We start from the raw sequence: 20,063 nt of genomic DNA, 5'->3' as shown, positions 1-20,063 counted from the left end.
TTGTGAGGTGAACAAACAGTATGACTAGCTATTATTTAGGTGTCGATATCGGAGGAACCTTTATCAAATTAGGGATAGTTGATTCTACAGGTCAGATAATAAAAAAAGAAAAAATCACTAGTACAAATGATATGACACAAATTTTGACCGATTTGAAAAATTATTTAAACGAACAACAACAGTATTTAGATATCTCTGGTGTAGGAATTAGTTTACCAGGAGTGATAAATCATGATGGAACGATGCAAACAGCAGGCTCCTTAAAAAAATTGATTGGCTTGAACGTTAAAGAAATTGCTCAAGACCATTTACAACTACCAGTGGAAATCATTACTGATAGTAAAGCGGTTGCCTTAGCTGAAGGTTGGCTTGGAAATGGGGCGAACTATAGTAATTATGTCTGCGTGACTTTAGGCTCCGCTATTGGAGGGGCGATCGTGATTGATCGTAAGCTTTATTGGGGGCAAGGTGGTTTAGCTGGTGAGTTTGGTGTTTCTTTAATGGGTAGAGAAAATCAGGAATATAAACTGGATTCTACTTCATTACATGCGGGTGTTGTCGGCGGTTTATGTCGCAAATACAGCTTAGCGATTGGGAAAGAAGTGAAGGATGCCAAGTATATCTTTGATTTGGCTGCACAAAAAGATGCATTAGCTAAAAAATATGTAGATGAATTTTTAGATGATGTTGCCCGACTTCTAACCAACATTAGTGTGTATATAGCACCCGAAGCTATTTTGATAGGAGGAGGGGTTAGTGGAAATTCTCAGATTATGGCAGAGATACAAGCAGCTTATACAAGAATTATTCATGAGTACCGAGTATTATCCAGCGTTCAAATGCCCCAAGTCATTCCTTGCAAATTGGCAAATGATGCCGGTGTAATTGGTTCAGTAAAACAAATCATAGATATGCAACAGATAGGTGATAATCAATGACAGCTCTTTTTGATATTAATTTTTTTTCCAAAACATTGAATATGAACACGACAATGAAGGTGATCGTCCCTCAAAGACAGAACCATTCAATCGGTGTGTCACAAGCTCCCGAATCTGAAACTTATAAAATTTTATATTTGCTTCATGGAATGACTGATGATCATACAATTTGGTTAAGGCGCTCTAATATCGAGCGTTATGTCTCAGGTGAAAATATGATCGTAGTAATGCCAAATGTACACTTGTCATGGTATACAGATACAAAATACGGTCTGAATTACTGGAAATTCATTTCGGAAGAATTACTACAGATTTGTCATGAATTTTTCCCATATATTTCCTCAAAAAGAACTGATCATCTCGTTGCTGGACTATCAATGGGGGGCTATGGCGCGATCAAACTAGCGATGAAACGTAGTGATTATTTTGCCTATGGCGCTTCATTGTCTGGCGCATTAGATGTGGTTAACGGGTTAAAGAACAATAAGCAGCAGTCTTTGACTGGGCAACCATTGTCTGACCAGGAAAAACTCTATTGGCAAGGGATTTTCGGAAATTTTGCACAAGCGGAATCAGAAAATCTTTTTACAATGTTGGAAGCGGGTCTCGGTAAAGAAGCAACGAACTATTTTGCTTGCTGTGGCTATCAAGATTTTTTATATGACCATACAAAAGCTTTTGAAAAAGAATGTCACAAGAAAAAGTACCAATTGACAACCGATTATTCTAATGGAAGTCACGAATGGGGCTATTGGGATAAACAAATTTTTAAGGTACTAGATTGGTATGAAGAAAATGAAAAGGGTGTAGAAAATGGAACATCAAAAATTAAATGACTTCCCAGAAGACTTCTTGTGGGGCTCTGCTTCAGCTGCCTATCAAGTAGAAGGTGCTTATGATGAAGATGGCAAAGGAGAATCTGTTTGGGATAAATTCGTAAAAATTCCTGGTAAAACATTTAAAGGAACAACAGGAGAAATTGCAGTTGATCACTATCACCGTTTTAAACAAGATATTGCATTAATGAAAGAACAAGGCTTGAAAACTTATCGATTTTCCGTGTCATGGACTCGGATTTTCCCTAACGGCAGTGGAGCAATCAATCAAGCTGGTTTAGCCTTTTATCAACGTTTAGTGGATGAATTGATCGACAATGACATTGAACCTATGTTGACGTTATATCATTGGGATCTTCCTCAAGCATTACAAGAAGAGTATCAAGGATGGGAATCTCGAAAAATTATCGAAGATTTTACCAACTATGCCCAAGTATTGTTTGAAGCATTTCGTGGAAAAGTTCATTATTGGATAAGCTTGAATGAGCAGAACATCTTTATTTCCCATGGGTATTTGTTAGCTGCTCATCCACCAGGAGTTAGTGATCCTAAGCGTATGTATCATGCAAATCATATGGCAAATCTTGCAAATGCAGCAGTAATCAATAAATTTCATGAATTAGAGATGCCAGGTAAGATTGGACCAAGTTTTGCTTATTCTCCAAACTATGCCATTGATAGTAATCCCCAAAACGTTCTTGCTGCAGAAAATGCGGAGGATCTACTTGCAAATTTTTGGATGGATATTTACATGCAGGGGCGTTATCCGCTAGCTGCTTTGCGCTATTTAGAAGAAAAGGGCTGGGCGCCTGAAATTGAACCAGGAGATATGGCGTTGTTAGCAAGTGCCAAACCAGACTTTTTAGGGATCAATTATTATCAGTCAACAACCAATGGATTTAATCCGCTAACAGGAGTTGGTTTTGGTGAAATGAATACGACTGGTAAAAAAGGAACTTCTGGAGAAAGTGGTCTTCCAGGAGTCTACAAAAAAGTCCCAAATCCTTTTGTTGAACGAACAAATTGGGATTGGGAGATTGATCCAAGTGGGCTGAGAATTGCTTTAAGAAGAATTGCTAGTCGTTATCAAACACCCATCATCATTACTGAAAACGGGCTGGGGGAATACGATAAACTAACTGAAAATAACCAGATTCATGACAGCTATCGAATCACGTATCTCAAAAATCATATTCAAGCGATTCAAGAAGCTTTAACAGACGGTGTCGAAGTTTTAGGTTATTGTACTTGGTCATATACTGATTTACTTAGTTGGTTAAATGGCTATCAAAAGCGCTATGGATTTGTATATGTTGATCAAGATGAGTGGCAAAAAGGAAGCCTTAAGCGTTACAAAAAAGACAGTTATTTTTGGTATCAAAAGGTCATTGCAAGTAATGGCAGCAATTTGGAAGGGGTATAACCATGGGCATTTTAGCTTTAGATTTTGGGGGTACATCGATCAAATACGGACTTTGGAAAGAGGAATTGATTGAACAAGGTGTGACGCCACTGCCCAAAACTTGGGAGGAAGCTTTAAAAGCAATCGAAAAAATTTTGGAACGTTATCGAAACGATGGGTATCTGATTGATGGGATAGCAACTAGTGTACCTGGAGCTGTGAGTCAAGAAGAAGACAAAATTTATGGATTAACGGCAATTGATTACATTCATCACAGAAGTTTCACTCAGGAGCTATCTGATTATTTTCAATTACCTGTTACTATGGAAAATGATGCGAATTGTGCTGCTTTGTCAGAAATATGGAAAGGGCATGCAGATGATGCCCAAAGTATTTTATATTTTGTTTTTGGTACAGGTGTAGGTGGTGCTATTATCCAAAATAGACAAATTCAGGCAGGAAAACATCAATTTGGGGGAGAATTTGGCTATATGATGCTAAATGAAGAGGGATCATTTAGTGAATTAGCAAGTATTGTTCGTACAACTGCCTTATACAATCAACGTCAAAACCAGTCGATTGATGGGCAAGAATTGTTCGTACGTGCAACAAATGGGGATGAATTAGCAAAATATTTAATCACACAATTTTGTCGGTATAGTGCTAGAGGTATTTATAATCTGATGATCAGTTTTGACCCAGATAAAATAATTATTGGGGGAGCCATTTCCAGTAACTCATTATTTATCAAGAAGATGAAAGAAGAAATAGAATGTTTACGGACGCGGACAGGAGCACAGCGAGTGGAAACTGAGATTCTACCTTCAAAATTTGGAAATAATGCCAATTTAGTTGGTGCTGTGTACAATTTTATGATCAAAAAAGCTAAGTAAAAAATCGTTTATCATTCACAAGTAATATTTTTTCAAAATCAATATATCCGAATAGAGAGATGTCAGAGCTTCTTCACTGTAAGCGAAACACGTCTCGCTATTCGGATATTTATTTTGTTTGTGTGAAACGAATAAAAGATATGAGAGTTAGAAAATCAAAAATTGGCAGCTGGAGTAGTTCGAGTTGTTCATCTAGTCTAAAATTAATTGATTCGATTATAAATGGAATTAGAGCTAAAAGCATGTTCGAACTTTTGTTGACTATTCATAGTTTTGTTTTAGTTAATAAATCGTAGTTTTATAAAAAGAAAGAAAAAATGGCTCTTATCTAGGGCTTTTTATTTTGGACAAAATATTATAAATAATGTTACCCGAATGGTAGATTTTTCTGATTGTCATGGGAGAAGGAATTTAGCTTTGTGACTTGAAAAATGACTCGTTAATTTCATATGAATTGATCGTAAACCAGTGTATGCTATAATCCAAAACGTTAACGAACAATGTCTTTTGAATGTTAAGAAAGTTAAAAATATTTAAATTGGTGGTGATTGAATGCAAACTTTTTTGACGAAAGCCTCCCAAAAAAAAGTGAAACTAATTCACTTTTTACTTGAAGCGGACAATGGGTATACGATGGATGAGATACAGCAATATATAGGAGGATCTGTTAAATCAATTTCTCTTTATATGAAGGAATTATCAGAGCTGTTTGAACAGTTTAATGGGAAAATTGTTTTACAAAATGAGAATAATCAGCGCTTTTGTATCCAAAAGGAAGAAGACTTTCCCATATATAGTATTTATCTTCCCTATTATAAAGAATCATATAATTACCAATTAATCGATTTTATGTTCAAATATCCCGAAAAAAGAATCGAAGACTTTGCAGAAAAACAATATACGAGTACATCTACCGTTTTTAGATATGCTAAATTATTAGTTCCTTACTTTAAAAGATACAAGATCGGTTTTCACTCGTTTAAACTGGAAATAGAAGCCGAAGAGATCAATATCAGAAGTTTTTATTACTATTTTTATTGGGAATCAACACGAGATGGTCACTGGCCCTTTTTGATTGATTGTGACAGGATCATGAAGTCTGTTCAATGTTTTGAAAAAACCTATGGATTTAAATTAGATGCTTTACAAACGAAAACGCTGAGTTTTTGGTTAGCGATTATACTTGAAAGAACTAAGAAGCAGATTATTTCACTAGATAAAGAGGTGAAATCAACAATCGAGAGTGATCCAAACTTTGAATTGGTCTCGATGTGGTTGAAAGAAAGCCAGTTACTATTGCCAGACAATGAACGATATTTTCTATATCGGGTAATCTATGCTTTCGGTATTGTTGAGGGAAAGGAGTGCTATGAGCAACAAGCGGTGCGTGCTCATACAAGAAGTCAAAGTTTAGCCTATCGTTTAGTTGAATTGCTCAGTTGTTCGTTAAAAGAAGTCTTTGATTACGACTTTGATCGAAGAAACCAGAACCATTTGTTTAGCTTGATTGCGTTTTATGAAAGAAGCTGTTTTTTCTGGGGGAATCCCGATGTTTTTTTCAATAAATCATATATATTTGAAGTAGAAAAGCTTGATTCTCAAATTTGCCGAATGGTTCAGAAGTTTCATGACTCGATGATACAGATAGCTCCCGCAGAGTTATTGCCCCATTTAAAGAACACGCACCAGCTGTTTTTAAATTATTACTATTTGCTGGATTATTATGGATTGTTACTCAAAAGTATTCAACCAATAAAAATTTTGCTCACGGATGATCTACATCGTCCTCATCGATTATGGTTAATGAATAAAATCAAAACATTGTTTAGTAATGTTTATGCTCTTTCTTTTTTTGATTCTGAAACCAAATTTGAGGAGGTTGATTTAGTGATCTCAAATTATTTCTTGGATACGAAAAATACACCGTTACTGTTAATGAAAAACATTCCGACAGAACGTAACTGGCGAAATCTTGAAAAAATCTTATATGAGTTGCATAGAGAAAGAGCTACAAACAAATAACTATTTTTTTTTAAACTTATCAACAATCAAAATTTTCAAGGGTTTATTTGTCAGAGTCTGAGACATAAAACTCACACTTTACTCTAAACGATGTTTAAGCATCAGCTCCTTGAAATAAGCCGAAGAATTCCAAAAATAGGAAAACTGTCTTTGGATTCTCCGGCTTTTTCTCAAATCTGGACATATCACGACCTCTTTTTAATTGAAAAATAGATTGAGTCAATCAGCACTTTTGGATTTGATCGTAAATGGCTTAGCTGAGAATAAGTCGAATTGGCACCTGTTTTCAATCAATTATTGCAGTATCATAGGAAATCAAATGAGAGACGAAACGTTTTTCAAAAAAGTACTTCTAATTTTTTTCCAGATTCCGGAATTTTTTTACTGTTTTTTTCCTCATCAAGAAATGGAAGAATAGTTGTAGTCGCAATTGCAGACTAATTTTTATTAGGAGGAAGAGAATTATGAAGAAACAAGTTGTTAGTATAGCTGGACTTGCCTTATTGGCATTAGGGACATCTAGTTCCGTGGTTTGTGCAGCTGAAAATGAAGGACTAACAAGTCAAGTCACAAATAAAACAAATGTAACTTTGAAGGAAGGGTCGGGTAGTGATGTTCAGCCAGTGGTACCAGATGATACCCATGATGACGATCCAAGCACAGGAGCGAAAGGCTCATTGTCTATTCCTTTCGCATCAAACATTACTTTTGGTGAACAAGAAATCCAACAAGGAGATGCGGATTATTTTGCATTGAATAAAAAGCCATTTGTCCAAGTGAATGATACTCGTGGGGGAGCGAAAGGCTGGACATTAGGTGTATCTATCTCACCATTTACTTCAACAGATAAAGATCACTCGGAGTTGACAGGCGCACAGCTATCTTTAAGCAATGGTCAAGTAGTAACGAAAAACAACTCATCCAAAGCACCTCATTTGGTAGAGTCAAAAGATCATACATTTGTACTAAACGAAGTCAATCAAACCGTTATGTTGGCTCAACCCGGCGAAGGTGCAGGGGCTTTTGCTGCAGTATTCGAAGGAACAGATGGCAAGAACGAAAATGTGAAATTACATGTTCCCCGGGCAGGTGTGGAAGCAAAAAATTATACAGCTGAGATTACTTGGACGTTAAGCGATGCTCCAGTATAAATTTAGGCCGGGATGGGGCTGGATAGTCTCCATCCTTTTTATGACAAGTTTACTGTTTGCTTGCCACCCTGCCTCAGTTTTTGCTGAAAAAACAGAAGTGAACTTTGAAGCTAAGGCTGTCTTGCCAGAGAATCAACGTTCAGAAGTAAGCTATTATGATCTTAAAGTTGAGCCTAACCAGTCCCAAGAGTTGACGATAAAGCTTAAAAATACCAGCTCTGAAAAGATAAAAGTCAAAGTAGCAGCCAATAATGCGACTACCAATAAAAATGGGGTGCTAGATTATTCACAACATGATCAAAAATTATTAGGTGGTCCTTCTTTAGAAGAACTGATTTCAGGTCCTCAAACAGTTGAACTGAATCCTAATGAAGAAAAAGATGTCGTGTTTCAATTAAAGATTCCGTCAACTGGATTTGAGGGGACGATTCTGGGTGGTTTTTATTGCTATGAAGAAAAGAATAAGGTAGAGGATCAACCAGCTGGATTTAGCTTAGCAAATAAATTTGCGTATACAATTGGTATCCAACTCCAATGTTCAGACAAAAAAATTGCTTCTGAACTAAAACTCTTGGAGGCAAAGCCAGGACTAGATAATGGTTATTTAACAGTCTATGCAAAATTGGCAAATCCACAACCAATGATTATGAGTCAATTGGATCTTCATGCTTTCATCACAAAAAAGAAACAGAAAGAAGTACTGCACGATGTTAGTAAGCTGGTTTCTTTAGCACCACGAAGTACCTTCAAATTACCGATTAGTTGGGAAGATGAACCTTTAAAAAAAGGAGAGTATACGTTAACTACCGTTTTGAAAGAAAAGTCGGGGAAAGTTTGGACGTTGAAAAAAGACTTTACGGTAAAAGGAAAAGATGAAAGTCTTAACGACAAAACGGTTAAGCTTAAAAAATCGAAGAACAATAACTACCAATACTTATATGGGGGGCTAATTGTTTGCTTACTCATTATTGGCTTGTTACTGTGGCATATTACAAAATTGCGAAGGAATAAAGGAAATTAAAGGAAGTGTCACATTGATGAAAAAACGATGGCTCAATATACTCTTACTGGTTTTCTTAGTGGTTTTCCCACGAATTGGTTTAGCTGATAGCCAGGTCAATAGTCAGGTAGGGATTCGTTTTTACCAACCAACGAGTGCGCACCAAATTGTCCCGATGGAAAAAGTTCTTAATCCAAATGAGAGAAATAGACCAGTTACTGATGGACAAGCGAAGTCTGAAGAAGCTGGAAAAATAAAAATGTATCCCAAAACAAACCAATCTAACCATCATTTATATCTCTTTATTGGTGTAGCTCTATTGACTTTAATCATCCTGTATTGGTGTAAAAAGAGGAAGAAATTTGTTCGTAAGTTTAATAAAATTTGGTTACTTCCTTTTTTGTTAGGGTTGATTGGCATATTTCCAAAAGAAGTTCGAGCAGCTGGAAGTATTACAAATCTTCCGTATTTCAGATATGCAAATACGATAGAAACTCCCGCCAATAACACATTTATGATGCATTATGGTAGTTTTACAACTGTGGAACAAGTTAAAGGTCAGTATTCTGGGAATTGGCTGGTTGTCAATCAGGAGAATCCAGAAAGTAGTGCGTTGATCAAAAATGTTGGCTTTTTCAATGGGAAACCAGTAGATGTTAAAATAATAATGAAAAAAAAGGATGGACAAGCAGGAGGAGAGATCGGTATTGGCAATCCAAAGAGTTTTTTAGATATCGATATCTCTGGCGAAGTCTTTCTTACTTATGAATTTTTCGATCAAACGGGGAATGCCTTTCCAATTGAAACTTCTTTTAATTATTTTGGGATCAATCGAAACAAGTATATCGGCTATAATCATATCGGTAAGGTGGCAAAATATCTTGTTGCGAATAATCCAACAGATATCAGTTACCATACGTGGAGTGATGATCATTCTTTCTGGACGTATTTTGAAAATAATTTTTCGAAGCCATGGGGGCATCCTACACAAGAGTTCCAGATTATCACTAAACCAGTAACTAAAATAGAAACGGTTGTTAAAAACTTAGATAATACGCCATCCTCTCTCATGTATGAAACAGATTTTTTGGCTAGTCCAGAGTTTCCTGCTGCTGAAGCAGTGGATAAGCGTTTTGATAAGGAACAACAAAAGGTTACTTTAAATGCGATGCAAACCATACCGAATGTGGGGCATGGGAATAAAATGAAAGATTTATCTGTGGCTTTTTCATTGGATGATGTGACAGCTCACTCACAATATAAGATTAAAGATTTTAACGTAGTGAAGTTTGATGGGACGGACATTAGTGATCTTTTTGTGGGGAATCAAAAAGAGGATCACTCCTATCAACTAACGTTAAAAGACCCTAACAATGAAAATCTTTATGATACAGTTTTGAATTATCAACTTAATCTTGAGTGGATTGGGAGTAAGCAAAATCCGGTAGATAAAACGAATTTGAAAGAAGGCTATTTAAACATTCCTTTCACTGTTACTACACAGATTAATCACAAACAGAAAGGAACGAGTTCTGCCTATTCTTCTGTATACTACGTGGGGAAGGTCATACTGAATTACTTGGATGAAAATAACCAACAACTTTCTGATCCTAAAATCATTTCAGGAATCATAACAGATTCTTTTGATCTATCACAAGAATATCCAGAATTGAACGGATATTATCCAGTCAAGGAAATAGTGGAAAGGGATCAAGGAATCTTTACTCCAGAAGAACAGCAATTCGTTCATCATTATAAGAAAGGTTCACCAATTGAATTTACTTTGATGCCTAAAGAAAATCCTTTACTGTTTTCTCGTTTCTCAAAAACCAGAGAGGTGACGATTCATATTTCTTGTGAAGAGAAACAGAATTTATCATTTATGGCGAAATGTGGAGATGAAGTCTTAAGGTTAAAGGACTATCCAAGTTCCGAAAACGAGATCCAAGATAAAGTGAATGTTCAGCTTCCTGAAAATTGGTTGAACAAGGAAGTTGCTTTTTATATGGAAAACGAAAAAGGACAAAAATCAAAGGAAGAGAGCCGTCAGGTTTTAATTGATCACGGGGTTAAGCTTAGATTACCGGAACAGTTGACGTTTGGGGAACAACAGATTCCGGGTCAAGATCAATCGGTACAAGCAACGAATCAAAAAGAAATTCAGCTTATCGATGAAAGTGTGTTGGAGAAGAGTCATTGGCACGTTAAGTTAAAAGAAGAACGACCTTTAACTAACCAAGAGAATGACCAGTTGCATAATGCTCTTCATCTGCAGAGGAGTGGAGTGGATCAAACGATTAATGCAGAAGACCAATTGGTTTGGCAAGGAGACGGTAGTGCAAGCTTCACTGATCATCATAAGATCCAGTTAAATTTACATCCTTTTTACAAAACTGGGGCGTATCAAGGAAGCCTAATTTGGACACTAGAAGATGCGCCTGGATAAGAAGGTTTTGACCAAACGATTCTTTTTTATATAGTTTCTAATAAGAAAAAGATAAACGCAAAGGACACGAGTCAGAAAATAGTTGATTCGTGTCCTAAGCTTTGGTTATCAAGAGACTTATCAAAGACTTTGTCGTTCGATTACTCCAACTAGAAGAATACAACCGAGGTTTATAAAATGATATGCGGGAACTATGACATACGATCGAAAAATTAGTTCACTTATGTAATATAAATTTTATGTAATATATAGAATTTAGTATTAGGAAGGATGAGATGAAAAAAACTAAATAAAACTAAATGAACGCAAAATACACAAACTGTTCAAAGCGATAACAGATAGTGACTATTTAAAAGAAGGACAGTAGATACTCGCTATTTCTGAACTTGTTTTTCACCAAAAAACGACGGTTAACCATATCAATAGCTAACCGTCGTTTAACTTTTTTCTAAAATGTCCCGATATGAATCTATAAACTAGACTGTTGCTTTAAATTTAGCCGCTTTTTCGATAGAAACTAATGGACTAAACTGAATTTCGATGTCTCCAGTTTGATTCAGACCAAAATGAGCAGTACAATCCATTACTTTATCAGGAGCAACTGATCCCATTGTATTGTCATTTGGATAAGAAGAAGCTTTTTTATCGTCTGAGCCATAAACTTCTACATCCATTCCTACAGGAAGGTCATTTTGACCATTGTTTTTAATTGTGTAAGTAATCTTGACTACTTGAGCAGGTTGTTCATCTGCGAATTGATTTCTTTCGTCAGTAAGTTCCACACTGTTTAATGTATACTCAGCATCGCCAACTTTTACAGTATCCCCAACTTGGTAAAAACTTTCTTGCGCTTCTTTTGAAGAAGAGCTTGATGTAGCTTCTTTAGTAGAACTTGTTTTTGTCACTTTTTCTCCGCCATTATCACTTGCTTTATTGTCATCTGAGCCACCCAGTGCAGATCCAATTATTGCTACAAGAATGATTGCTAGTACCCAAAACCAAACTTTTTTATAAAATGGCTTTTTCTCCTTTACTACGTAACGTTTGTCATCTTCCCCTACAACACTTTTTTTAACCATTGTTTCCTCCATAATAATTATCTAATTTACTCCCACTTAATGGCAGGTAGTGATAGTCGCCAAAATATAGATATCTTGTGTTTCATTTATTAAGACATCTTTACTACCAAATATTCAGTTTTTCACAAATGAAAAGCTTCAAAAAAACACCTAACAGTTCGCATCAAATAAGAATATTCATTTTTTACTTACATATAGTAACATGATGTGTTTGATTTGGAAATATGTAATTATAAAATTTGTTATTTTTTATTATTCGAAAGATCATGTTAGGTATCGAGAAAGTAATAGAGAAGTAGGATTATCAAAAAAGATGTAGGAGATGATAAGTATCTATTGATAAGTGGTTAATGTCATTTATGTGACAAATTTGAAAGATAAATAAATGGAAAAAAAAGATCAAAAAAGATAAAATAAGTTAAATTTATTGATGAGGTGAGTTTATGAAAAAGGGAATATTCGGGGTTATTGTATTAATTTTATTAGGAGTTGGGGGATTTTTCGGTTACAAATATTATAGCGAAACGTATAAAACAACTACTGCATACACTAAGATTCCAGCAGAAGTGCCAGAAAAAACGAAATCAAAGAACAGCGATGGGAAAATCATTGCGGGTGAATATAGTTACCATTATGACGTGACTTTTGTAAAAGCTGATGGTAAAGCAACCAAACGAACATTTAGTGTGAGTGGGGAAGCACCACAACCATTGAAACCAGGTAGTTACGTGCAAGCTGACATCAGTGACAAAAGAACAAGCTCTCCTAGAGTAATTGCAGAAGAAAAGATTCCTAAAAAAATCAAAGATAAAGTAGATGAATTAAATTAGTTTTCAAAAAATGAATGAGACGATAAAAAGTCTGATTTAAAATCAACTATTAAATCTAGCCGGAGCATGTACTGGTTAGATTTTTTTGTTGGTCAGTTATTCCATGTGATGGAGCATTGACGCAATTTGATGGAGAAATAGATTAGCAGGGGATTGTCCAAATACGCATTCTAGGATTCACGAATGAAATTTTGACAAAAAATCATTAATATGGTTTATTAAGAATAGAAAGATGAGGTGAATGAAATGGATAATGACCAGAGGTACTCTAAGCTTGCTAAGGATAAAACCTTTGTAACTTGGGGAATGATTCCGGTAGTCGGCTTTTTTGGACTTTTAGTGTCGTTGATGATTTTCATTTAAATATCTTCAAATAGTTAGGTGAGGCTTCTATGTAAACATAAGCTACTGCCCAAAAATGTCGAGAGACGCCAATGGGTAGAACAGGGATTGTCGATAGCAAGGCTTTTCTTAAGGTAGCTAAGTGCAAACTTTACGTTGCATAGTGCCAAAGCTCAAACGTGACGTAAGTCAAACGAAAACGGTAGCAAAAGCATCAATCAGTTCTTCAGACAGGATAAAAAAATGAAACGTTGGTAGACGTTCAACATTTATCCTGTCTGAAGAACTGATGCTGGAGCACCGTTTATTTGTTATTTTGCAGCAGGCGTTCCAAAAATTTTTTTACTAATTTTGTTTAGGTTAGTTTTTTAGGCTGTAAGATTATTTTTATTACATCGATTGAATATCGCTGGACACCTTGCATAGTTTTCTCTGTTAGAATGCCAGTAGTTACAGATTTTAAAAAGTGAAAAATAATATTCTTGTCATTAAAACAAGTGAGCTATTTCTTCTTTTTGATAATAATGAAAACAAGAATGGAATAGAAGATGGTGGAAAAAGCGAGTCCTTTAAGATAGAAATCGAATAATTGAACAGGTTGACTATAGGAATATTCTAAAATTTGGATCATAAAATAGATAGACGGAAAAGAGGAGAGAAGCATTAGTATGTCATATTTGTTCCATTTTGTATAAAGAGACAAAAAAAGAATAATACCAATAAAAGGGATCCAAAACAGTAATTTACTCATCGTAATCATATGACCCATCCTTATACAGCCTTTGCATAATTTAGATAATAGCACGTAGTATATAACCGACAAAGAGTTTTGTATTACCTTGTCCAATTTTTAATTGTATACTCATTAATGGCGGAATAAGTTAAGGAGAGAACTGAATAAAGTGAGGTAAATAGACGACAAAAAAGCACCTACCATTGAATGAATAGGTGCTTTTAAAGTGAACTAGAACTGTAATCGTTCATTTGGGGTTTTCACTCCTATGCGGATTTTTTCAATTCTTGCACTGCTTGTTCAATCGTCACTCCAGTGGCTACTCGATTTTCATTTGTTTTATCAAATACCACAAATAGATTCAAATCAGTATTTAGAGTTACACGATATTGTAAGTCTTTGTTATAGAATGTCATAATCATTCTCCTTTCTTAAATTCTTGCGAAAGGCAACGAAACGTTGATAACGAAATTCCATTTATTATTATAGCATAAAGAAGAAAACTTTGCTAATTAAGGATTGTTTAACTTTATATAGAAGATAAGATAAACAGGATAGAAATAGCCTATTCGCTTTAATTAAAAAACTATAAAAAAAGTAGAGGTTTATTCTTGTGTTTCTCATTTATCTATGCTATATTAAGTAAGTAATCTATTTTGAAACGTAATTTGAGCTAACTATTTTAGTTTATGACTCCTTTTGCCTATCAATAATTTATTGCAATAAAATCGTACGTTGATACGTATTAGGAGGAAATATATATGAATAACGGTACAGTAAAATGGTTTAACGCAGACAAAGGTTTTGGATTTATCACTGCTGAAGATGGAAATGATGTTTTTGCACATTTCTCAGCTATCCAAGGTGACGGTTTCAAAACATTAGACGAAGGTCAAGCAGTGACTTTTGATATTGAAGACGGTCAACGTGGCCCTCAAGCAGTAAACATCGTAAAAGGTTAATACTGTCATAATAAAAACTACTCTTTCATTAGAGTAGTTTTTTTGTTTTTTCTTAGTAAAGAAAAATGCTGCTCTGCCGCTCAAGTGAAGACTATTGAGGAAGGGATACGGACCTCTCCCTATTCAATAGCGAAGAATCGTGATCGACGAATGAATGTGTCAGTCAGACAGTTTAAATGAATGCTAATATAATGAATATGAGAGTGAGAAAAGGTTCATACTCTCATATTCATTACGTTTATTTGGATCAATAAATGAGGAAAATCTGATGAACTTTTAAGAATCCGCAGCTTTTATATGGATTAAATCAATTCCTTTTTGTTTAAGGTTTGTTAAACAGATCATCAGGTAGTCCTCGTCATGCTCAGGATAAATAGGTGAAGTTTGTTTTTGAGGAGAAAGATAAGTATAAGGATCACAGGCTTTCCCACGGTACTCCGGGACAGACCATTCTGGAGAAGGAAGATAATGGCGCTTTTTCATTTCAGTAAGAATAAGATGGTGATACTGATAAAGCTTGTAAGGGGAATGTTGGAAGACATAATCAACTGTTGCATGCTTTCTTCCCCAACCATTACCTCTTAATGCACAACATTCTCTATGTTGACCTAATAATTGTTTTCTAGGAAGCAAAGGGATTAATTCTTCATGCCATAAGCGCATTTACTCACTCTCTTTCATTTAGATTAGATGGTTTAATTTACGCGGTCTGGTTTTTCTGATCGTCCGATCAAATAGTCAACAGATACATGATAAAAATCCGCAATAAAAATTAGATCGATAGCGCTCGGACAACGTTTTCCCTGCTCTAATTGTAGATAAGTTTCCAACGGGAGTGAGGTTTGTTCAGTCACTTCCTTAACGGTTAAATTCTTTTTTTTTCGGAGATAATCCAGCCGACAGCGTAGTGTATCTAATAAAATCGCTTCTTCAATACTCATAAATTCGCTCCTTTTGTCATTCAAATAAATTCATCGATCAATGCTTTCTATTTAAATAAACCAAATAAGCAATTGGTAATAACAAAGCTAGAATCAAACCAATCAGTTCTGCTACGAATAATTGATCTGGTTCAAAATACTGATAATTTAAGATTTTATATGAAAAAAAGATTGCTGGTAACGTAAAAAACGCTAAAATTAGGCGTTCCTTGTTCCAGTTGATTAAGTAACAAATAATAGGGATAAGAATTAAGGTAGGAATAAAAAAAATAAGTCGACTCAATGTTATCATAGTACTAACTCCTATAGATTTCGTATTTAAATAATCATTGATTTTCAGTCGTAGGTTAACAACGAACAACCACTTATACTAAGAGGTGGAAAACACTTCGAAAAGTGATTACGACTTAAATAATCATAAGAATAAAAAAACAACCCAAATACAAGATAGCACGTTCCGAGTAACAGAACAAATAATATGCTACGTGTTTGAAAAAACAAATGATTCAAGCAATTCATATACCAAGTGATAGTGCATTTGTGGTGAAGAGGGAGGGAAGAGCTGGAAATCGTCTGATCCAAATAAAATATTTGTTATTTAATGGGATGCTTTTGGATTTTTATTAAATAAGCTTGTTTCGGATTTTTATTCATGCTATAGTAGATATAAGTTATTTTTATATCTTAAAATTTTTACTGTACCCTTAGCTCAGTTGGTTAGAGCTGACGGCTCATAACCGTCCGGTCGTAGGTTCGAGTCCTACAGGGTACATATTAAAGCGCTCGTTTCTTTAAACAATGATTAGATAATCGTTGTTTTTTTATTTTGAAAAGTTGCATGCTTTTAGAAATGACTAATAACTGACGTTTCAACTATTGTTTATTGGAGATGGGGAACCTCATTTGATATTTTTTATAAACGCTATAGGAAGTTTAGTAGTAAAAAAATCCTAACCGTTACTTTCCACAAAGTGAGGGAACGATCAATACAAATTTTAGGAAATAGATAGTACGAACAAAGAAAAGCCTTTAGTAAATAACGAAATAAAACGCCCACAAAGTTAAATTTTGTGGGCGTTTTATTTTCGGTTACTTCAACTCAACATTAAAATCTTTGAGTAGTTTTAGCGCTTGATCGCCATGCTTGTTTTCAGAAACAAAAGCTGTATCCACTAAAAAATCAGCTTCTGGAAATACGCTTTGTAAAGCAATGGTATTCGATAAGACACAGAGATTCGTTTCTGTACCAACGACTTCAATGTGTTTTTCTTTTTCATCTTGGTCAAAAGCTTCTTGTTTAATCTCAAGTAAGCTTTCCGGTGGCATCGTGAAGTAGTATTTCTTGACGACTTTTTCATTTTCTTTAGGAGCAAGTGTAGGAATGATTTGCAAATCTTCGCCTTCTTCATCCTGCTCTTTTCGCTCGACTGGTATATCTCTGGTAAAAAGAATATATTCGTTTTTTTTACGTGCAGCTTCTAAACGTGAGTGGATTTGTTTGATTAACTTATCTGCGTGCTGAACATAATATTTACTCTCAGGATCTAGAATATGATTTTGCATATCGACGATTACTAACAATTTTGTCTCCCTCCTTAAACCTTAATAATAATTGTTGATAATATACGCTACACCAGCTTCTTCATTTGTTTTGGTTACTTCATCCGCAATATTTTTTACCTGTTTCTGTGCATTTCCCATCGCAATACTTGTTCCACTGACTTTTAGCATCGCAATATCATTTTCCTGATCACCAAAGGCAACGATCTCATGAGGATCGATTTCCAAGGTCTCAGCTAAAAAGATTAATGAGTGAGCCTTTGTTACATTTTTAGGTGTGATTTCCAAAAAATGGGGGTCTGAAAAGACGGAATCAATCCCTTCACTTTTTAAATCTTGTTGCAGTTTTTGCAATTTTGATTCATCTTTATCTGTTAATGCCAATTTTAAATAGCTGACAGATGGATCTTCTAATAACTTGGTGATTTCAGCAAATGTCTGATTTTGTAAATTGAAATGTTGGTAGTAGGGATCATCTTTCACCAAATTTGACTCATCAAAGGTTAATTGATCATCTTGAGTTTCTCGACTAGCAATAATTGATATTTTTGCCTCTTGTGCTAAGAAAAAGGCCCGTTTAAGGGTAGCAAGCTCAATTTTAGAACGTTTCAATACGTGAAGGATCTCGCCTTTCATCATCTTTGCCACGAAAGAACCATTAGATGAAATCAAATAGCCGCCGATCCCAAGTTCTTCAAATACATCTTTAGCAGAGATGCTATTTCTACCAGTCGCAATCGTGACGATCCCACCATGTCGATCAAAGTTTTGAAGTGCCTCGATGTTTTCTTTTGGTATCTTTCCATTCCGATCGAGTAAAGTACCATCTAAATCAATTGCTGCTAATTTCATATTATTCGCTCCCTTTATCTATTGCTTACTCTAAGGTTAAATGAGAATTTCCTAAAATAAAAATAAAATGCTTTGTGTTTTTGAATTTTTTCAAAAAATATTCTTAGTTTTCATTAGACATATATAGGTAGTATTTCAAATCCTATAATTGAATAAATAGGCAGAAAAACGATTAAGTTAACGTTTTCAATTCGATAAAAAATGTTTATTTTTATGAATTATTCAATGAAAATGAAGCATATCTTTTGCTTTAAAGTTTATTGAGGCATATTCTGGATATAGAAAAGGTTAGAAAAAGATTAGAAAAAGGAGTGATTTTAATGGAGATGAAACAAGGTATCGTTCCGGTAGTAACTGCTTCAGATGAAAATTACGCTCCTTACTTAAGCGTGATGATTGCCACTGTACTGGAAAACTCCACTAAAACAAGACACATTTATTTTTATGTCATTGACGACGGTATTTCTGAATATAGCAAAGAAGGACTTAGACAAACGGTTAAAAAACATTCAGACAATGCAACGATTCAATTTTTAACAGTTGATAAAGATGTCTACGAAGATTTCCTAGTAAGTGACCATATTACTACTACAGCATACTTAAGAATATCTTTACCTAAGATCTTAGCTAAATACGACTATAAAAAAGTGCTTTATTTAGATTCAGATATTTTAGTACTGGATGACATCGTTCATTTATATGATCAACCATTAAATGGTAAAACGATTGGAGCTGTCATCGATCCAGGTCAAACGAAAGCTTTGAAACGGTTAGGAATTGAATCAGATGCTTATTATTTTAATTCCGGTGTGATGGTTATCGACATTGATCGTTGGAATGAAAAAATGATTACTGAAAAAACAATCAATTATTTAAAAGAAAATGGCGATCGAATTATTTACCATGATCAAGATGCTTTAAATGCAGTTCTTTATGAAGACTGGGAGCAATTAGAACCAAAATGGAATATGCAGACTTCTTTGATCTTTGAACGTCATCCTGCTCCAGATGCTGCGTATGAAAAATTATACAAAGCAGGAAATGAATCGCCGTCGATCGTTCATTTCACAGGGCATGACAAACCATGGAATACGTTAAAAGATCATCCATATACAAATGTCTATTTAAAAAAATTAGCGCATAGCGTTTTAAAGAAAGTGGGAGAGGTAAATGAATAGAAGAAAAGAAATCGCAATCGTATCAAGTTGTAATACCAAATTTGTGCCTCATCTAGCGGCGCTGTTCGTTTCAGTATTAGAAAATAGTGATCCAAAAGTTTTTGTACGATTTTATGTCATTGATGACAACATTGATAATGAAAGCAAACAATTATTACGTTTCTCTGTTAAGAATTCTCGTATGAATACAGAGGTTGAATTCTTGAAGATCAACAAAAAATTCTTTGAAAATGTAGTAACAAGTGATCGTATTCCGGAAACTGCTTACTATCGTATTGCTATTCCTGAGTTATTTAGAGGAAAAAATGTCGAACGTCTTTTATATATGGACTGTGACATGATTACCGTAAAAGATGTTACACCATTATGGGATCTTGAATTTAATGGTGCGATCTTGGCCGCCGTAGAAGATGCTGGTTTCCACCAACGATTAGAAAAAATGGAGATTCCAGCAAAATCAACACGCTACTTTAATTCTGGATTGATGCTCATCAATGTTGAAAAATGGTTAGAACAAGACATTACTAAAAAAGTTCTAACATTCATTGAAGAAAATCCTGAAAAATTACGTTTCCACGATCAAGATGCGTTAAATGCAATTTTACATGATCGTTGGATTCCATTACATCCAAAATGGAATGCTCAAGGATATATCATGGCAAAAGCGAAAAAACATCCAACGCCACAAGGAGAAAAGGAATACGAAGAAACACGTAAAGATCCATCGATCATCCACTTCTCTGGTCATGTTAAACCATGGAGTAAAGATTTTGAAGGGCCAACTAAAAAATACTACGATAAATATGCAAACATGACAGCTTTCCGTTGTGTCGCAAAATTTCCTAAATATCCACTTTATGCCAGAATCAATCGTAACACAGAAGTGAGCCGCTGAGGA

Annotated in this window: 19 protein-coding genes, 1 tRNA gene and 1 riboswitch; of the genes, 13 read left to right on the top strand and 7 right to left on the bottom strand. The window is 34.9% G+C overall.

Going from position 1 to position 20,063, the window contains the following annotated elements; genetic code table 11:
* Nucleotides 1-20: 20 nt before the first annotated feature.
* From IGL28_RS07115 to IGL28_RS07080, 8 genes are all read left to right on the top strand, one after another.
* Nucleotides 21-938 carry an ROK family protein gene (locus IGL28_RS07115; protein WP_034698145.1) on the top strand — a complete coding sequence of 306 codons (918 nt, stop codon included), beginning with the start codon at nt 21-23 and terminating at the stop codon, nt 936-938.
* Entirely contained in the window at nt 935-1,774 is an 840-nt protein-coding gene (locus IGL28_RS07110) for an alpha/beta hydrolase (RefSeq protein ID WP_081127528.1), read from the top strand. Before IGL28_RS07115 ends, IGL28_RS07110 begins: the two co-directional genes overlap by 4 nt.
* Nucleotides 1,752-3,197 (top strand): glycoside hydrolase family 1 protein, encoded by a 1,446-nt coding sequence (locus tag IGL28_RS07105; protein ID WP_081127529.1) that lies wholly within the window; start codon nt 1,752-1,754, stop codon nt 3,195-3,197. Before IGL28_RS07110 ends, IGL28_RS07105 begins: the two co-directional genes overlap by 23 nt.
* Before the next feature lie 2 nt (nt 3,198-3,199).
* Nucleotides 3,200-4,069: an ROK family protein gene (locus IGL28_RS07100; protein WP_010737659.1), complete on the top strand. Its 870-nt coding sequence runs from the start codon at nt 3,200-3,202 to the stop codon at nt 4,067-4,069.
* A 552-nt stretch (nt 4,070-4,621) separates the two neighbouring features.
* On the top strand, nt 4,622-6,091 hold the full coding sequence (locus IGL28_RS07095; RefSeq protein ID WP_081127531.1) for a helix-turn-helix domain-containing protein: 1,470 nt from the start codon (nt 4,622-4,624) through the stop codon (nt 6,089-6,091).
* Between the two features lie 464 nt (nt 6,092-6,555).
* Nucleotides 6,556-7,242 (top strand): WxL domain-containing protein, encoded by a 687-nt coding sequence (locus IGL28_RS07090; protein WP_010719065.1) that lies wholly within the window; start codon nt 6,556-6,558, stop codon nt 7,240-7,242.
* Between the two features lie 40 nt (nt 7,243-7,282).
* The gene (locus IGL28_RS07085) at nt 7,283-8,263 is read left to right on the top strand and encodes a DUF916 and DUF3324 domain-containing protein (protein WP_232088576.1); all 981 of its coding nucleotides are present in this window, start codon (nt 7,283-7,285) and stop codon (nt 8,261-8,263) included.
* Nucleotides 8,264-8,279: 16 nt separating this feature from the next.
* Nucleotides 8,280-10,688: a MucBP domain-containing protein gene (locus IGL28_RS07080; RefSeq protein ID WP_081127534.1), complete on the top strand. Its 2,409-nt coding sequence runs from the start codon at nt 8,280-8,282 to the stop codon at nt 10,686-10,688.
* A 476-nt stretch (nt 10,689-11,164) separates the two neighbouring features.
* On the opposite strand, the gene IGL28_RS07075 is transcribed toward IGL28_RS07080, so the two are convergent.
* On the bottom strand, nt 11,165-11,767 hold the full coding sequence (locus tag IGL28_RS07075; RefSeq protein WP_081127535.1) for a DUF4352 domain-containing protein: 603 nt from the start codon (nt 11,765-11,767) through the stop codon (nt 11,165-11,167).
* Between the two features lie 443 nt (nt 11,768-12,210).
* Between IGL28_RS07075 and IGL28_RS07070 the strand changes: the two genes are divergently transcribed.
* The gene (locus IGL28_RS07070; RefSeq protein WP_081127537.1) at nt 12,211-12,597 is read left to right on the top strand and encodes a DUF1093 domain-containing protein; all 387 of its coding nucleotides are present in this window, start codon (nt 12,211-12,213) and stop codon (nt 12,595-12,597) included.
* A 366-nt stretch (nt 12,598-12,963) separates the two neighbouring features.
* Nucleotides 12,964-13,132, top strand: a riboswitch (M-box (ykoK) riboswitch).
* A gap of 806 nt (nt 13,133-13,938) precedes the next feature.
* Here the strand turns inward: IGL28_RS07070 and IGL28_RS07065 are convergent.
* A complete protein-coding gene (locus tag IGL28_RS07065; protein ID WP_010719071.1) occupies nt 13,939-14,088 on the bottom strand; it encodes a hypothetical protein in 150 nt (49 codons plus the stop codon).
* Nucleotides 14,089-14,433: 345 nt separating this feature from the next.
* Here IGL28_RS07065 and IGL28_RS07060 point away from each other — a divergent pair, with 345 nt between their 5' ends.
* Nucleotides 14,434-14,634, top strand: coding sequence for a cold-shock protein (locus IGL28_RS07060; protein ID WP_010719072.1), 201 nt, complete (start codon nt 14,434-14,436; stop codon nt 14,632-14,634).
* Nucleotides 14,635-14,910: 276 nt separating this feature from the next.
* Here the strand turns inward: IGL28_RS07060 and IGL28_RS07055 are convergent, their stop codons facing one another.
* Genes IGL28_RS07055 through IGL28_RS07045 form a run of 3 tightly spaced genes read right to left on the bottom strand, consistent with a single transcriptional unit; the run spans nt 14,911 to nt 15,867 of the window.
* Complete coding sequence (locus tag IGL28_RS07055) at nt 14,911-15,297, bottom strand: TIGR02328 family protein (protein ID WP_081127538.1); 387 nt, start codon at nt 15,295-15,297, stop codon at nt 14,911-14,913.
* Between the two features lie 32 nt (nt 15,298-15,329).
* The gene (locus IGL28_RS07050) at nt 15,330-15,575 is read right to left on the bottom strand and encodes a helix-turn-helix domain-containing protein (protein WP_081127540.1); all 246 of its coding nucleotides are present in this window, start codon (nt 15,573-15,575) and stop codon (nt 15,330-15,332) included.
* A 37-nt stretch (nt 15,576-15,612) separates the two neighbouring features.
* The gene (locus IGL28_RS07045) at nt 15,613-15,867 is read right to left on the bottom strand and encodes a hypothetical protein (protein WP_010719075.1); all 255 of its coding nucleotides are present in this window, start codon (nt 15,865-15,867) and stop codon (nt 15,613-15,615) included.
* Between the two features lie 406 nt (nt 15,868-16,273).
* On the opposite strand from IGL28_RS07045, the gene IGL28_RS07040 reads away from it, so the two are divergent.
* Nucleotides 16,274-16,347, top strand: a tRNA-Ile gene (locus tag IGL28_RS07040).
* A 317-nt stretch (nt 16,348-16,664) separates the two neighbouring features.
* On the opposite strand, the gene IGL28_RS07035 is transcribed toward IGL28_RS07040, so the two are convergent.
* Nucleotides 16,665-17,156, bottom strand: a complete 492-nt coding sequence (locus IGL28_RS07035) for an isochorismatase family protein (RefSeq protein ID WP_010719076.1) — start codon at nt 17,154-17,156, stop codon at nt 16,665-16,667.
* A gap of 21 nt (nt 17,157-17,177) precedes the next feature.
* Nucleotides 17,178-17,987, bottom strand: coding sequence for a Cof-type HAD-IIB family hydrolase (locus tag IGL28_RS07030; protein WP_010737655.1), 810 nt, complete (start codon nt 17,985-17,987; stop codon nt 17,178-17,180).
* 320 nt (nt 17,988-18,307) lie between these two features.
* Between IGL28_RS07030 and IGL28_RS07025 the strand changes: the two genes are divergently transcribed.
* Entirely contained in the window at nt 18,308-19,165 is an 858-nt protein-coding gene (locus IGL28_RS07025; protein ID WP_010719078.1) for a glycosyltransferase family 8 protein, read from the top strand.
* Nucleotides 19,158-20,060: a glycosyltransferase family 8 protein gene (locus tag IGL28_RS07020; protein WP_034698121.1), complete on the top strand. Its 903-nt coding sequence runs from the start codon at nt 19,158-19,160 to the stop codon at nt 20,058-20,060. The genes IGL28_RS07025 and IGL28_RS07020 overlap by 8 nt, the downstream gene beginning before the upstream one ends.
* Nucleotides 20,061-20,063 lie beyond the last annotated feature (3 nt).

The organism is Enterococcus sp. AZ077 (genome assembly GCF_051714965.1).
Classification (GTDB): Bacteria; Bacillota; Bacilli; order Lactobacillales; family Enterococcaceae; genus Enterococcus_B; species Enterococcus_B hirae.
This window is presented reverse-complemented; position numbering and strand designations above follow the sequence as displayed.